Source organism: Serratia montpellierensis (assembly GCF_020858655.1).
Taxonomy (GTDB): Bacteria; Pseudomonadota; Gammaproteobacteria; order Enterobacterales; family Enterobacteriaceae; genus Serratia; species Serratia montpellierensis.
In genome coordinates, this window is sequence record NZ_VOSN01000021.1 from 241,469 (window position 1) to 256,252 (window position 14,784).

16 protein-coding genes and 1 pseudogene are annotated in these 14,784 nt (G+C 60.5%); 4 read left to right on the forward strand and 13 right to left on the reverse strand.

Features of this window, described 5'->3' with window-relative positions; all coding sequences use genetic code 11:
* Positions 1–123 precede the first annotated feature (123 nt).
* Positions 124–807 (forward strand): M48 family metallopeptidase, encoded by a 684-nt coding sequence (locus FUU19_RS21755; protein WP_230489689.1) that lies wholly within the window; start codon positions 124–126, stop codon positions 805–807.
* A gap of 15 nt (positions 808–822) precedes the next feature.
* On the opposite strand, the gene maa is transcribed toward FUU19_RS21755, so the two are convergent.
* The 5 genes from maa to FUU19_RS21780 form a co-directional block, all read right to left on the reverse strand.
* On the reverse strand, positions 823–1,380 hold the full coding sequence (gene maa, locus FUU19_RS21760; RefSeq protein ID WP_197834599.1) for a maltose O-acetyltransferase: 558 nt from the start codon (positions 1,378–1,380) through the stop codon (positions 823–825).
* A 152-nt stretch (positions 1,381–1,532) separates the two neighbouring features.
* Entirely contained in the window at positions 1,533–1,886 is a 354-nt protein-coding gene (locus tag FUU19_RS21765) for an MmcQ/YjbR family DNA-binding protein (RefSeq protein WP_038874311.1), read from the reverse strand.
* 4 nt (positions 1,887–1,890) lie between these two features.
* Positions 1,891–2,307, reverse strand: a complete 417-nt coding sequence (locus FUU19_RS21770) for a secondary thiamine-phosphate synthase enzyme YjbQ (RefSeq protein WP_004936779.1) — start codon at positions 2,305–2,307, stop codon at positions 1,891–1,893.
* 126 nt (positions 2,308–2,433) lie between these two features.
* A complete protein-coding gene (locus FUU19_RS21775) occupies positions 2,434–3,627 on the reverse strand; it encodes an amino acid aminotransferase (protein ID WP_049195296.1) in 1,194 nt (397 codons plus the stop codon).
* An 80-nt stretch (positions 3,628–3,707) separates the two neighbouring features.
* Positions 3,708–4,181, reverse strand: a complete 474-nt coding sequence (locus FUU19_RS21780; RefSeq protein WP_049201491.1) for an Lrp/AsnC family transcriptional regulator — start codon at positions 4,179–4,181, stop codon at positions 3,708–3,710.
* Between the two features lie 215 nt (positions 4,182–4,396).
* On the opposite strand from FUU19_RS21780, the gene FUU19_RS21785 reads away from it, so the two are divergent.
* Positions 4,397–5,164, forward strand: coding sequence for a transporter substrate-binding domain-containing protein (locus FUU19_RS21785; protein WP_038874315.1), 768 nt, complete (start codon positions 4,397–4,399; stop codon positions 5,162–5,164).
* A gap of 44 nt (positions 5,165–5,208) precedes the next feature.
* Here FUU19_RS21785 and alr read toward each other — a convergent pair whose 3' ends face one another.
* Both alr and dnaB read right to left on the reverse strand, forming a co-directional pair.
* Positions 5,209–6,288: an alanine racemase gene (gene alr, locus FUU19_RS21790; RefSeq protein ID WP_230489690.1), complete on the reverse strand. Its 1,080-nt coding sequence runs from the start codon at positions 6,286–6,288 to the stop codon at positions 5,209–5,211.
* Positions 6,289–6,305: 17 nt separating this feature from the next.
* Positions 6,306–7,730 (reverse strand): replicative DNA helicase, encoded by a 1,425-nt coding sequence (gene dnaB, locus FUU19_RS21795; RefSeq protein WP_025160134.1) that lies wholly within the window; start codon positions 7,728–7,730, stop codon positions 6,306–6,308.
* Between the two features lie 167 nt (positions 7,731–7,897).
* Here dnaB and FUU19_RS21800 point away from each other — a divergent pair, with 167 nt between their 5' ends.
* The gene (locus FUU19_RS21800) at positions 7,898–8,881 is read left to right on the forward strand and encodes a quinone oxidoreductase (protein WP_202670564.1); all 984 of its coding nucleotides are present in this window, start codon (positions 7,898–7,900) and stop codon (positions 8,879–8,881) included.
* Positions 8,882–9,181: 300 nt separating this feature from the next.
* Here FUU19_RS21800 and pspG read toward each other — a convergent pair whose 3' ends face one another.
* The 3 genes from pspG to FUU19_RS21815 all read right to left on the reverse strand — a co-directional run bounded on the left by pspG (position 9,182) and on the right by FUU19_RS21815 (position 11,253).
* A complete protein-coding gene (gene pspG, locus FUU19_RS21805) occupies positions 9,182–9,400 on the reverse strand; it encodes an envelope stress response protein PspG (protein WP_230489691.1) in 219 nt (72 codons plus the stop codon).
* 157 nt (positions 9,401–9,557) lie between these two features.
* On the reverse strand, positions 9,558–10,568 hold the full coding sequence (gene dusA, locus FUU19_RS21810) for a tRNA dihydrouridine(20/20a) synthase DusA (protein ID WP_141972288.1): 1,011 nt from the start codon (positions 10,566–10,568) through the stop codon (positions 9,558–9,560).
* Between the two features lie 112 nt (positions 10,569–10,680).
* Positions 10,681–11,253, reverse strand: a complete 573-nt coding sequence (locus FUU19_RS21815) for a sugar O-acetyltransferase (protein ID WP_230489708.1) — start codon at positions 11,251–11,253, stop codon at positions 10,681–10,683.
* A 244-nt stretch (positions 11,254–11,497) separates the two neighbouring features.
* On the opposite strand from FUU19_RS21815, the gene zur reads away from it, so the two are divergent.
* Positions 11,498–12,010: a zinc uptake transcriptional repressor Zur gene (gene zur / locus FUU19_RS21820; protein WP_015379223.1), complete on the forward strand. Its 513-nt coding sequence runs from the start codon at positions 11,498–11,500 to the stop codon at positions 12,008–12,010.
* Between the two features lie 102 nt (positions 12,011–12,112).
* On the opposite strand, the gene FUU19_RS21825 is transcribed toward zur, so the two are convergent.
* From FUU19_RS21825 to lexA, 3 genes and pseudogenes are all read right to left on the reverse strand, one after another.
* Positions 12,113–12,322: a CsbD family protein gene (locus FUU19_RS21825; protein ID WP_004936743.1), complete on the reverse strand. Its 210-nt coding sequence runs from the start codon at positions 12,320–12,322 to the stop codon at positions 12,113–12,115.
* Between the two features lie 315 nt (positions 12,323–12,637).
* Positions 12,638–13,975, reverse strand: a pseudogene (gene dinF / locus FUU19_RS21830) (MATE family efflux transporter DinF).
* Between the two features lie 101 nt (positions 13,976–14,076).
* Entirely contained in the window at positions 14,077–14,685 is a 609-nt protein-coding gene (gene lexA, locus FUU19_RS21835; RefSeq protein WP_025160136.1) for a transcriptional repressor LexA, read from the reverse strand.
* Positions 14,686–14,784 lie beyond the last annotated feature (99 nt).

Consider the following 14,784-nt stretch of genomic DNA (forward strand, 5'->3'; position numbering starts at 1 on the left):
GAAATGCCCATGATCTGGCTATCGGCGATAATAACGCTTCTCGGTTTTTTATTTGGCATCGCCGCTATTGTCGCGTCCTCGGACGAGACGATTCGGGGCTTAGGCACGGAAGCCAAGGAAACATTGGATACGCTCAGCCTGTTCGCCTTATTACCGCTGATCCCCATCGCTTTCTATATTTATCGTTTCTATCTCGCCGCCCAGGCGAAATCCAACGCCTTGCGCGTCGGGCCGGCGCAATTTCCCGAGCTGTTCGCGCTGTATCAGGATATTGGCCGCCGCCTGGAGCTCAAGGCGCTGCCGAAGCTCTACCTGACCAACGGCAACGGCGTGGTCAACGCCTTTGCGCTGGAATGCAACCGCCGTCAGCGCTATGTGGTGATCCACGCTGAAATCGCCATGCTGATGCCCACCGCGCCGGAGATCGTGGAGTTCGTGCTGGCGCACGAGCTGGCCCACCACAAGCTGTGCCACGTGTCGCTGTGGCGCCTGGCGATCGGCGTCGTACCGCAGTCGCTGGTGCTGCCCGGCCTGGCGACCACCCGCGCGCAGGAGTATTCCGCAGACCGCGTGGCGCTCGCCGTATGCCCAAATTACGCCGACACGGTGCGGCTGCTGGCCGTCGGCCCCTGGATGCAGCACGGCGTGAATCCGCAGGCCTGGCTGGAACAGTGCGAAGAAGAGAATAAGGAGCTGTTTGTCCGCATCAGCAACCTGCTGTCGGATCATGCGGTGATGGTCAAACGCTTCAAGGCGCTCAAAGACATTGAGATGTACGGCTTCGAGCGCCACGGCAGCATGTTTTAATCCTCCCCACCGGGCCTACAGCGTTTTCAGCACGCGCGCGGGGTTGCCGCCCACCACGCAGTTGGCCGGCACGTCTTTGGTGACCACCGCGCCGGAGGCCACGACCGCATTATCGCCGATGGTCACGCCCGGATTGATCACCGCGCGCCCGCCGATCCACACGTTATCGCCAATCCTGACCGGCTTACCGAACTCCGCGCCGCCGACGCGGGTCTCGGCGTCCAGCGGATGGGTCGCGGTGTAGATATGCACGCCCGGCGCCAGCAGGCAGTTGTCGCCGATATGCACCTCGCACACGTCGAGGATCACGCAGTCGAAATTGGCATAGAAGTTCTTGCCGAGATAAATGTTATAGCCGTAGTCGCAGCGGAACGTCGGCTCGATGGTGCCGCCCTGATAGCCGCCCAGCAGCTCGTCCAGCCACTGTTTGCGCAGCTCGCCCTCTTCCGGCGAGGAGTGGTTATAGCGATGCGTCAACTGGCGCGCGCGCCGACGTTCGCTGCGCAGCAGGTCGTCGCCGGCGTCGTACAGCTCCCCGGCGATCATCTTGCGCTTTTCTTCGCTGATGGCCATGTCGGCCTCCTTAATTTTATCCGCGTATCTTGAATGCCCAAGCGTAGCCGCTTTTACCTGACGACAAAAAGGGAACGTTCCCAATTTAAAATCACGATCACGCTTTGACACGAAAAAACAGGAGAAAAACGGGCGGCGCCGCCGCCCGGCAGTCAGGCGCGCAGTTCCTGGCGCACGTGTTCGGGCAGGCCTTCCACCACCAACTGATAGGAGCTGTCGATCAGCGTGTAAAACTGCGAGTTCGGCAGGTTGCCGTCGAGAAACACCGTATTCCAGTGCGCCTTGTTCAGGCCGGCGCAGGCGACGATCTCCGGGTGGTGTTCGCGCAGGCTTTCCGCCAGCTCCGGGCTGGACTTGACCGCCAGCGCCGGCCGCCCTTCGACCTCGCACACCATGGCGAACATCACGTCGCCCACCTTGATCTGGCTGGCCTGCCACTGGTTCTGGTCGCTTTGTTCCGCGCCCGGCTTCGCCATGCAGTACTCCAGCAATGCGCTGTTATTCATTGGGTTATTCCCCCTGTAAAGTGGCCACAATACGGCGTGCTCCGCCGTGGATGCGGTGCTCCCCCAGCCAGATGCCCTGCCATGTGCCCAACATCAGCCGCCCGTGCCTGACGGGCAGCGTCAAGGAAGCGCCCAACAGCGAGGATTTGATGTGCGCCGGCATGTCGTCCGGCCCTTCGTAGTCATGCTGATAGGGTGCGTTTTCCGGCACCTGGCGCAGGAAATGCTGCTCCATATCGGCTCGCACCGTGGGATCGCAGTTCTCGTTGAGCGTCAGCGAGGCCGAGGTATGCTGCAGCAACAGATGCAGCAGGCCGGTTTGCAGGCGGTGTAAGTGGGTTAACTGGTTGACGATCTCGTCGGTAACCAGATGAAAGCCACGCGCTTTTGCGCTGAGGATTAGCGTTTGCTGATGCCACATGAGTGAGCGCCCCTCAATCAGTATATTCTCTCTCCGGTTTGCGGCAACTTCGGCAGCGCGCCGGCAATAAAAAAGGAGCGATATCGCTATCGCTCCCCGATGAACGTCCGTTCAGACTAACAGGCGTTACTGCACCGCGGCAAACGCCTCGGCCACCTGACGCACGTTGTTGTGGTTCAGGCCGGCCACGCACATGCGGCCACTGTGGATCAGGTAGACGCCGAACTCTTCACGCAAACGATCGACCTGCGCCGCGCTGAAGCCGGTGTAGCTGAACATGCCGCGCTGCGCCAGCAGGTAATCGAAGTTGCGCTGCGGCAGCGCGCTCTTCAGGGTGTCCACCAGCGCGTGACGCATCTCGAGAATGCGGGTACGCATGCTCTCCACTTCGTCCAGCCATTGGGTTTTCAACTGGGCGTCGTTCAGCACCTTGGCCACCAGCTGCGCGCCGAAATTCGGCGGGCTCGAGTAGTTGCGGCGCACGGTGGCCTTCAGCTGGCCCAGTACGCGCCCGGCCGCCTCTTCGCTTTCGCACACCACCGACAGGCCGCCGACGCGCTCGCCGTACAGCGAGAAGATCTTCGAGAACGAGTTGCTCACCAGGCACGGCAGGCCGGCCGCCGCGATGGCGCGAATGGCGTAGGCGTCCTGCTCCATGCCGCCGCCGAAGCCCTGATAGGCGATGTCGAGGAACGGAATGATTTCACGCTCGGCGATCACCTTGACCACCTCATCCCACTGGGCAGGGGTCAGGTCGGAACCGGTCGGGTTGTGGCAGCACGGGTGCAGCAGCGCGATGCTGTGCTTCGGCAGCTGTTTCAGCGCGGCGAGCATGGCGTCGAACTTCACGCCCAGGCTTTCGCTGTCGAAATACGGATAGGTATTCACCTTGAAACCGGCACCGCTGAAGATGGCGACGTGGTTTTCCCAGGTCGGATCGCTGACCCACACCTGCGAATCCGGGAAGTAGCTTTTCAGGAAGTCGGCACCCACTTTCAACGCGCCGGAACCGCCGACGGTCTGAATGGTGGCGATGCGCCCCTGCTGCAGCATCGGATGCTGCGCGCCAAACAGCAGTTGCTGGATGGCGGAGCGATAGGGTTGCAGCCCTTCCATCGGCAGGTATACCGAGGCGCCGTGCTCGACGCTGTTCAACTGCGCTTGCGCCGCAGCGACCGCCCGCATCTGCGGAATGATGCCCTGCGCATCGTAGTACAGGCCGATACTCAGGTTTACCTTGTGCGCGCGCGGGTCTTGTTTGAATTTTTCCATCAGCGACAGAATGGGATCGCCGGCATAGGCGTCAACGTTCTGGAACACGGGGTTTTTCTCCTGGTTTATTTATTGTGGTTTGGGCACAGCGTTACGTTCCTAATATAGACGGAAAACCGCATTCGGTTTTAGCTTTCTCGCGCCACCGGCAATAAACCGTTTTCCTTGATGCGATTGAGCACCACAGCCGTTTTGATATGCGCCACGCTTTTGTGCGGCGACAGCGTCTGGCTGATGAATTCGCTCAGCGCCGGCAGGTCTGCCACCGCCACTTTCAGCAGGTAATCGGCGTCGCCGGTGGTCTTGTAAGCGTCGAGGATCGCATCCACCTCCTCCAGCATCTGATGAAAGCTGTCGATCTGCTCCTGCGCGTGCGTGATCAGGCTAACCTCAATCAGCCCCACCAGCCCCAGGCCGACCGCCTCCGGCGCCAGCCGCGCGTGGTAGCCGCGGATCAGCTGCGCCTGCTCCAGGCTGATGCGCCGCCGCGAACACTGGGAGGCCGAGAGCCCGACCAGCTCGCTCAACTCCTGATTAGTCAGACGCCCGTTGGCCTGTAACAGCGTCAGGATTTTCATATCAAAATCGTCAATGTTGTACATAGCCACCTGTAAACTGTGTTAATAAATGTTGACGTTACAGCCTACCAGTTTTTTTACCGTTGCCGACGTCACACCCTGGCGCTTAAATCGCGTACAGCAGCAACGCCCGGCGTTTTCGCCGGTAAGCGGCATAAAAAACGGCTAACTCATGCAGGCAAACGACAATTAACGGCGAAGTAACGCATAAAACCACGAATGTATAAAAAGGACGCCAGATGAAAAAGCTACTCCCTCTCGCGCTGCTGCTCGCCGCCGGCAGCGCCGGCGCGCAATCCCACCTGGACAAGGTGCTGCAGCAAAAGACCCTGGAGGTCTGCACCACCGGCGACTACAAGCCCTATACCTTCCTCAAGGAAGACGGCAGCTATGAAGGCATCGACATCGACATGGCAGAATCGCTGGCCAAGAGTCTGGGCGCGAAAGTGAAGTGGGTGAAAACCAGCTGGAAAACCCTGACCCCGGACTTCGCCTCCGGCAAGTGCGACATCGCGATGGGCGGCATCTCCGTTACGCTGGAGCGGCAAAAGCAGGTGTTCTTCGCCGACAAGCTGGATACCGACGGCAAGATCCCGCTGGTGCGCTGCACCGACGTGAAGAAATACCGCACTCTCGAGCAGATCAACAAACCGTCGGTGCGTCTGTTGGAACCGGCGGGCGGCACCAATGAAGCCTTCGTGCACGCCTACCTGCCGAAGGCCAAACTGACGCTCACGCACGACAACATGAGCATTTTCCAGCAGCTGGTGGACCGCAAGGCGGACGTGATGATCACCGACGCTTCCGAGGCGCTGTACCAGCAGAAACGCTATCCGAAGCTGTGCGCGGTGAATCCGACAAAGCCGATGCAGTACGGCGAGAAGGCTTACATGCTGCCGCGCGACGATCTGAGCTGGAAACTGTATGTGGATCAGTGGCTGCACCTGGCCAAGGCGACCGGCGAGTATCAGAAGATTATCGATAAGTGGTTGGCGGTAAAGAAGTAACCCGCTGATAAACGGGGCCGACGCGCGTCGGCCCCTGCGGCGTTTCAGTCGCCGATGTATTCCATCGCCACGCGCTGCGTGAGCTTGGTGATCAGCTCGTAGGCGCTGATGCCGGTGCAGACGGCGATGCGCTCGACCGGCAGCGCCTGGCCCCACAGCACCGCTTCATCCCCCACCTTATCGGCGGCGTCCGGCCCGAGATCGACCGAAATCATGTCCATCGACACCCGGCCAACGATAGGCACTTCGCGGCCGTTGATCAGGATCGGCGTACCGGTCGGCGCGCTGCGCGGGTAGCCGTCGCCGTACCCCATCGCCACCACGCCCAGCCGGGTATCGCGCGGGCTTATCCAGGTGCCGCCGTAGCCGACCGCTTCGCCGGCTTTGTGCTCGCGCACCGCGATCAGGCTGGACTTCAGGGTCATCGCCGGCTGCAGCCCATGCTCGGCGCCGCTGCCGTTATCCAGCGGCGACACGCCGTACAGGATGATGCCGGGGCGAACCCACTCGTTGTGGGCGTCCGGCCACAGCAGCGTGCCGCCGGAGGCGGCGACCGAGCGCTGGCCCGGTTTGCCGCGCGCGAACTGCTCGAAGCAGGCGATCTGTTTCAACGTGGTGTCGGATTCCGGCTCGTCGGCACGGCTGAAGTGACTCATGATATTGACCGGCTGCGCCACGTTGCGGCAGGCGCACAGGCGCTGATAAAACGCCTCAGCGTGTTCGGGGCGCACCCCCAGCCGATGCATGCCGGTATCGAGCTTCATCCACACCGGCACCGGGCGCGCCAGCTCGGCCTGCTCCAGCGCTTCGAGCTGTTCGATGCTGTGCACCGCGGTTTCGATGTTGTTCGCCACCAGCACCGGCAGATCTTCGGCACTGAAGAAGCCTTCCAGCAGCAGGATCGGTTTGACGATGCCGCCGGAACGCAGCATCAGCGCCTCGTCGATGCGCGCCACGCCGTAGCAATCGGCGTCTTGCAGGGTGTGTGCTGTTTCCAGCAGGCCATGTCCATAAGCGTTTGCTTTCACAACGGCAATCAGGCGGCTTTGCGGCGCCTGGCGGCGCACCTGTTGCAGATTATGTCGCAGAGCGCGGCGGTCGATTACAGCGGTTGCCGCTTTCATTTCAGTTCCTTAGCTGATTATTCGTCATCGTATTGTGGCCCCGCGTAGTTGTCGAAACGCGACCACTGGCCGTTAAAGGTAAGGCGCACGGTGCCGATCGGGCCGTTACGCTGCTTACCGATAATAATTTCCGCGATCCCTTTCAGATCGCTGTTCTCGTGATACACCTCATCACGATAGATGAACATAATCAGGTCGGCGTCCTGCTCGATAGAGCCCGATTCACGCAGGTCGGAGTTGACCGGACGTTTGTCGGCACGCTGCTCCAGGCTACGGTTCAGCTGCGACAGCGCCACCACCGGCACCTGCAACTCTTTCGCCAGCGCCTTCAGCGAGCGCGAAATCTCGGCGATCTCCAGCGTACGGTTGTCGGACAAGGCCGGCACGCGCATCAGCTGCAGGTAGTCGATCATGATCAGGCTAAGCCCGTCGTGCTCGCGGAAAATGCGCCGCGCGCGCGAGCGCACTTCGGTCGGCGTCAGGCCGGAGGAGTCGTCGATGTACATGTTGCGCTTCTCCAGCAGAATGCCCATGGTGCTGGAAATGCGCGCCCAGTCCTCGTCGTCGAGCTGGCCGGTACGGATGCGCGTCTGATCCACGCGCGACAGCGACGCCAGCATACGCATCATGATCTGCTCGCCGGGCATCTCCAGGCTGAAGATCAGCACCGGTTTTTCCTGGGTCATCGCGGCGTTTTCGCACAGGTTCATGGCGAAGGTGGTTTTCCCCATCGAAGGACGGGCGGCGACGATGATCAGATCGGACTTTTGCATGCCCGCGGTTTTCTTGTTGAGGTCCTGATAGCCGGTATCGACCCCGGTCACACCGTCGTGCGGCTGTTGATACAGCTGCTCGATGCGCGATACCGTGTCTTCCAGGATGCGCTCGATGCCCTTCGGGCCTTCGTCTTTGCTGGCGCGGTTCTCGGCGATTTGGAATACGCGAGATTCTGCCAGGTCGAGCAGGTCTTCGCTGCTGCGCCCCTGCGGATCGTAGCCGGCGTCGGCGATCTCGTTAGCCACCGAGATCATCTCGCGCACCACCGCGCGCTCGCGCACGATGTCGGCGTAAGCGCCGATGTTGGCGGCGCTCGGGGTGTTTTTCGACAGCTCAGCCAGGTAGGCGAAGCCGCCGACCGAGTCCAGCTCGCCCTTCTGCTCCAGCGATTCGGACAGGGTGATGAGGTCGATAGGCTTGCTCATCTCCAGCAGACGCTGCATCTCGGTAAAGATCAGGCGATGCGGGCGGCTGAAGAAGTCGTTGGCGACCACGCGCTCCGCCACGTTGTCCCAGCGCTCGTTATCCAGCATCAAACCGCCCAACACCGACTGCTCGGCCTCCAGCGAGTGCGGCGGCATCTTCAGCCCTTCCATCTGACGATCTCTGGAACGCTCTCTGGTTTCGTCCGCGTTTGTTTTGTTGGTTGGTTTTTTTCCTGCCATGAAACGTAGTCTTTATCCGGTTGCGAATGAAGGATCTTGACGCGAGAGTATACGTGATTTTTGCGTCATAACCGATGCAAAAAAGGTATTGAATCCCGCACGGGTGAACTGGATCTCCGATACTAAAAAGAATAGGGTGAAATCAGACACCCAAACGAGGTAACGATATGGCCAAGCGCATTCAATTCTCCGCCACCGGCGGGCCGGAAGTCTTGCAATACGTTGATTTTACTCCGCTCGATCCCGCCGCCGGCGAAGTGCAGATCGAGAACAAAGCGATCGGCATCAACTACATCGACACCTATGTGCGCAGCGGGCTGTACGCGCCGGCGAGCCTGCCGAGCGGCCTCGGCACCGAGGCGGCCGGCGTGGTGGTCAAGGTTGGCGCCGGCGTCAGCGCGATCAAACCGGGCGACCGGGTGGTGTATGCGCAGTCGTCGCTCGGCGCCTACAGCGAGATCCACAACGTGCCGGAAGAAAAAGTGGCGCTGCTGCCGCATAACCTCAGCTTTGAGCAGGGTGCCGCCTCTTTTCTCAAAGGGCTGACGGTACACTACCTGCTGCGCCAGACCCACGACGTGCAGCCGGGTGAAGTGTTCCTGTTCCATGCCGCCGCCGGTGGGGTTGGGCTTATCGCCTGCCAATGGGCCAAAGCGCTGGGCGCGCGCCTGATCGGCAGCGTCGGCTCCGACGAAAAGGCCGCGCTGGCGAAACAGGCCGGTGCCTGGGCCACCATCAACTACCACAAAGAGGATATCGCCCAGCGGGTGGCAGAACTGACGCACGGCGAGAAGGTCGGCGTGGTGTACGATTCGGTGGGGCAAAGCACCTGGCAGGCCTCGCTCAACAGCCTGAAACGGCGCGGCCTGATGGTCAGCTTCGGCAACGCCTCCGGCCCGGTGACCGGCGTCGATCTGGCGCTGCTGAATCAGAAGGGCTCGCTGTACGTCACCCGCCCTTCCCTCAACGGCTACATCACCAACCGCGCCGAGCTGCAGTACGCCAGCAACGAGCTGTTCTCGCTGATCGGCAGCGGCGCCATTCGGGTGGAGGTGAAAGACGAGCAGAAATTCGCGCTGGCCGACGCCCAGCGGGCACACCAGGTGCTGGAAAGCCGCAGCACCAGTGGCTCCAGCCTGCTGATCCCCTGATAGCGGCAAAAGAAAAGGGCTCCTTACGGAGCCCTTTCTGTTACTGCGTTTTGTAGGGGTAGAGCAGAGTCCGCCAGAGACAGGGGGTTGCTTCAGCAACACGAATTTTGATTGTCTCTCACGGTGATGAAATCGGTCGCATCACTGCATCGACCCACATCCTAACAGCCCCGTCCGGCAAAAAACACGCTTTATGTGCCACATCGCGCGGTAAAACTGCCAAGCTGTGATCGCTGCCGCATTAGCGGGGCGGGCAGTTATGCAATTTTCATCGCGACTGACTGATTATTCAGCAAAAAATCAGTAACGCCTGATCTGTGGTTTCTGCATCGACCGGTAAATCCATACCCCGACGACCGCCAAAATCAGCCACGGCAGCAGCTTGATGACCACCGCGAACAACCCGCCCAACAGCATGAACGCCGCCGCCACCAACAGCGCAGCGAAGATCCCCAGCAGCGAGATGCCGGTCACCATCAGCATCATCACAAAGCCAATGAGAAAGAAGATTTCCAACATGATTGCTCCTTTGCAACTCAACGTATCTGCAGAGTGGATTACAAGAAGCGTGCCAGAACGGCGAAAGGGCTAACCTATTGAAAAAACGGGGCAGGCATCCGGCAATGCGCCGAATGCCTGGCGAAAAAGACTAACTGTTGGTCAAATTTTTGGTGGGTTACGCCATTTCGACACGCGGCTGACGCACCAGCGCCAGCGCCTGCTCCACCACCCGCGCATCGGCGCCCGGCTTGTGGGCGTTCTCGCTCAGGTGGCGACGCCACTGGCGCGCGCCCGGCACGCCCTGGAACAAACCGAGGATGTGGCGGGTGATGTGGCCGAGATAGGTGCCGTTGGACAACTCGCGCTCAATATACGGATACAGCGCTTCGACGATCGCCACGCTGTCCGGCACCGCGGTCTGCGCGCCGAACAGTTCGCCGTCGACCCGCGCCAGGATGCCCGGGTTCTGGTACGCCTCGCGCCCCATCATCACGCCGTCCAGATGCTGCAGGTGCTGCTGCGCCTCTTCCAGCGTTTTCACCCCGCCGTTGATGGCGATGGTCAGCGCCGGGAAATCCCGCTTCAACTGATAAACGCGCGGGTAGTCCAGCGGCGGCACTTCGCGGTTCTCTTTCGGGCTGAGGCCGGAGAGCCAGGCCTTGCGCGCGTGGATGGTGAACATATCGCACTCGCCGCGCCCGGCGACGGTCTGGATAAAGTCGCACAGGAAGGCGTAGCTGTCCTGATCGTCGATGCCGATGCGGGTCTTCACCGTCACCGGGATCGACACCACGTCGCGCATCGCCTTGATGCAGTCGGCGACCAGCGTCGCCTGCCCCATCAAACAGGCGCCGAACATGCCGTTTTGCACGCGATCGGACGGGCAGCCGACGTTGAGGTTAATCTCGTCGTAACCGCGCTGCTCCGCCAGCTTGGCGCAGTGCGCCAGCGCGGCCGGATCGCTGCCGCCCAGCTGCAGCGCCACCGGATGCTCTTCTTCGCTGTAGGCCAGGTAATCGCCCTTGCCGTGGATGATCGCGCCGGTGGTCACCATTTCGGTGTACAGCAGCGTTTCCTTGGTCAGGAGGCGGTGGAAGTAACGGCAATGACGATCGGTCCAGTCGAGCATCGGCGCGATGGAGAAACGATGGGCGGCGTAGGTTGGGGCGTGGTTGTCTTTCGTCATGCTGAGTTACTGGCTACCTGAGTCTGTCTGGGTTCAACGAACGGCGCGCGGCCGCAAACGGCTATTATAACGACAATCGGCGCCGTTGGGAAAACCCGCCTTCGCTTCCCCCCTATTCCAACGCGCGGATAACCCGGCACGGCTGCCCCAGCGCCAGCACATTGGCCGGGATGTCGCCGGTCACGATGCTGCCCGCGCCGATAGTCGTGCCGTCGCCGATGGTCACTCCCGGCAGGATCACCACGTTACCACCGATCCACACGTTGTTGCCGATGGACACCGGCTGTGCCGAAGTGCGGAAAGGAAAGGCCGGGTCGCCGGTAAAGCGTTCGCCAGCCTTCAGCGGGTGGCTCGGCGTGTAGATTTGCACGTTGGGGCCGATCAGCGTGTTGTCGCCGATGGTGATGGTATTGCAATCGAGGAACACCGCATTGACATTGATAAAACAGTTCTTGCCGATACGAACATGCTGCCCATAGTCGCACCAGAATGGCGTTTCAATCCAGCTCGCCTCGCCCCAGGCGCCGAACAGCTCACCGAGCAGGCGGTTTTTTTCGTCCGCCTGATGCGAATCCAGCTCGCCCAGGCTTTTGGTTAACGCTCTGGCCCGATGGTACATAGCAATCAGTTCTTCATCGCGGCTGTTGTACTCCAGGCCGCTTAACAGCTTCTCTCTTTCCGTCATCACACAAGGCTCCTGCTCATAGCGGGGTGAAACGCGTTATACCGCCCTCGCCCGCCGCTCTCCAGCGCTAAAACCGGCAATGTTGATTTGCCGCCCGGCGGAGGGGAAAAGTTGTGATGCATCTCTCTTTTAGCGACCTCGACGCGCTTTTCCCTGCGCTATCCTCAGGGGAAAAGGGGGCAACTCTCGGCGATTCGCCGTAATCATGGTAAAATCGGCTTTTTTACGTACCGGGATATTTGCGATGAACTCAACCACCCAGGAAAAGCTGTTGGCACAGGCGGAACGCCTCTGCCAGCAACGCAATGTGCGATTGACGCCGCAACGGCTGGAAGTGCTGCGTCTGATGACTCAGCAACCCGGTGCAATCAGCGCTTATGACCTGCTCGATCTGCTGCGCGTCGCCGAACCGCAGGCCAAGCCGCCGACGGTATACCGCGCGCTGGATTTTCTGCTGGAGCAAGGGTTTATCCATCGAGTGGAATCGGCCAACAGTTACGTGCTGTGCCACCATTTCGAACAGCCGATGCACACGTCCGCACTGTTTATCTGCGACCGCTGCGGCCAGGTGACCGAACGCACGACAGAAGGCGTAGAGGAAACGCTGCAGAAACTGGCGCAGGAAGCCGGATTTGCGCTGCGGCACAGCGTGGTGGAAGCACACGGTCTGTGCGCCGGCTGCGTGGAGGTTGAGGCGTGCGACAGCAAGCATGACTGCGCCGAACACGATCACAGCATCGCCATCAAGAAGAAGTAATACGAAGTCAGGTACCTCCCTGTACCTGCGGCCGGGGCGCCAGAGGATGAGAGCGACGCCGGCCTGCGCTGGGTAAGCCGCCTTCAATGGCGGCCCTGCAGATTACCAGCGGTGTTTGGTGTGATCTTCCCAGGCTTTCACCTCTTTCTCGGCCGCCTCTTTCTGGTAACCGTAGCGCTCCTGGATTTTGCCGACCAGCTGTTCGCGTTTCCCTTCGATGACCGTCAGATCGTCATCGGTCAGCTTGCCCCATTTTTCCTTCACTTTGCCTTTAAGCTGCTTCCAGTTACCGTCGGCTTGATCTTTATTCATAGTCTCTCCGTTAACCTGTGGTGAATCAGTGATCCCTGTCGCCGGCCGGGGTTAACCAGAAATTTTTCTGACCGATACCCCCTTCACCTTAAGGAATACCGTTCCCCTTTATTCTCCAGCCACATGATTCATTCTAGTTGAACATGGAAATAAAAAAGCCAAACATCAGAATAAAAAACCATTAAAAAACAAAATAAAAATAAAAAACGCCAACAAACAACGAACTAAGCCGGGAAAAACCAGGCTGAAAACATGTAAGCAAACATGAACCAAAACATAAGGGAAATTAATAATTAACCCAGCAAAGCGTCCGGTTTAGCGAGCGGCAAACCAGCTGCCGCGCACCTGATGGCGGTGCCAAATCCAACCCAGCGCCACGCCGCGCAACGTCAGAAACACCGCCAGCGCCAGCCAAAGCCCGTGGTTGCCAAGCAGCGGCACGCTGAACAGCGCCACGCCATATCCTGCCGCGGCCACCGCCATGCTGTTACGCATCTCGGCGCCGCGCGTGGCGCCGATAAACATGCCGTCCAGCAAATAGCACCACACCCCGACCAGCGGCAGAATGACCTGCCACGGTAAATAGTGGGCGGCCAACGCACGCAGCTCCGGTAAGGAGGTCAACGCCGCCACGATCTGCTGGCCTGGTGTATGCCATCACCGGCCGAAGGCCAACGCGACCAACCCCGCCTGCCTGCAGGCCGCGTGCCACACCTTACGCAGTTGGCTGTCGTCCCGGGCACCGTAGGCGTGGCCCGAATGGGCCTCCACCGCATAAGCGAAGCCGTCGAGCGCATAGGCGGTAAACGTCAGCAGGTTCATCAACACCGCGTTAACCGCCACCACGTCGCTCCCCAGGCGAGCGCCGAAAATGGTCAGCGATGCGAAGCACAGTTGCAGCAACAGTGAACGCAACATGATGTCGCGGTTAAGCGCCAGCAGCCGACGCAGATCGCCACGCCAGGCCTGACGCAGCATCGGCAGGGTGATACCGCGCAGGCGCATTACCCGCCACGCCAGCCACAGGCCAAGCAAGAACGTGGCATATTCGGCGATGGCGGTTGCCGCCGCCGCCCCTCGCACGTTCCAGCCCAGGCCCATCACCAGCCAGATATCCAGCACGATGTTCAGCAGGTTGCCGACGATCAGCAGGATCACCGGCGCCCGCACGTACTGCACGCCGAGCAGCCAGCCCAGCAGCACCAGATTAGCCAGCGCCGCCGGCGCACTCAGCCAGCGGATTTCAAGAAAACGCCGCGCCTGTTCCAGCACCTCGCCATTACCACCGACGATCCGCAGCGCCAGTTCGATCAGCGGGTAGCGCAGCAGGACGATCGCCGCCCCGGCCAGCAGCGCCAGCAGCAGCGGCTGCATAAAGGCGCGCGCCAGCGCCTGCGGGTTCTGTGCCCCCAGCGCCTGCGCCGCCAGGCCGGTGGTGCTCATGCGCAGGAACAACAGCAGCATGAACAGGAAGCTGGTCGCCACCGCGCCGATCGCGACGCCCCCCAGATAGATCGGGCTGTCGAGGTGGCCGATCACCGCGGTGTCCACCAGCCCGAGCAGCGGTACGGTGATATTGGAGAAAATCATCGGCAAAGCCAGGCGCCACAGGGCTTTATCGGTGTCGCTGGTGAAGACGGAAATCAAGCGCATGATGAAATGTTCCCGTAGCAGTGGCGAAGGACAAGGTCAGAAACAAAAACGCCCCAGAACAGGGGCGATTGATACAAGGGGTGGCACTGAGGGTGCGGCGATTAGATCCAGTCGCCGTTGCGTATCACGCCGACCGCCAGCCCTTCGATAGTGAAATTCTGCTGGCGCAGATCGACCACGATCGGTTGGAATTCGTTGTTCTCCGGCAGCAACTCGACCACGTTGCCGTGTTTTTTCAGGCGTTTGACCGTCACTTCGTCTTCGATGCGTGCCACCACGACCTGGCCGTTGCGCACGTCTTGCGTTTTGTGCACCGCCAGCAGATCGCCGTCCAGAATGCCGATGTCGCGCATCGACATGCCGTTCACCCGCAGCAGGAAATCGGCGCTCGGCTTAAACAGGGAAGGATCCACCTGGTAGTGCCCTTCGATGTGCTGCTGCGCCAACAGCGGCTCGCCGGCGGCGACGCGGCCGATCAGCGGCAGCCCCTCTTCTTCTTCCATCAGCAGGCGGATACCGCGCGACGCACCGGAGACGATTTCGATCACGCCTTTGCGTGCCAGCGCCTTCAGGTGCTCTTCGGCGGCGTTAGGCGAACGGAACCCCAGACGCATCGCGATCTCGGCACGCGTTGGCGGCATGCCCGTTTGCGAAATATGATCGCGAATCAGATCGTAGACCTCTTGCTGTCTGGTAGTTAGTGCTTTCATTCCGCCCCCTGTTTGTTTATACAGTCTTGCTGTGAGTATATACAGGTAAGCGCGGATTGGGAACCGAAGAATAAATAAAAATCAGTCAGTAGGCGCCTT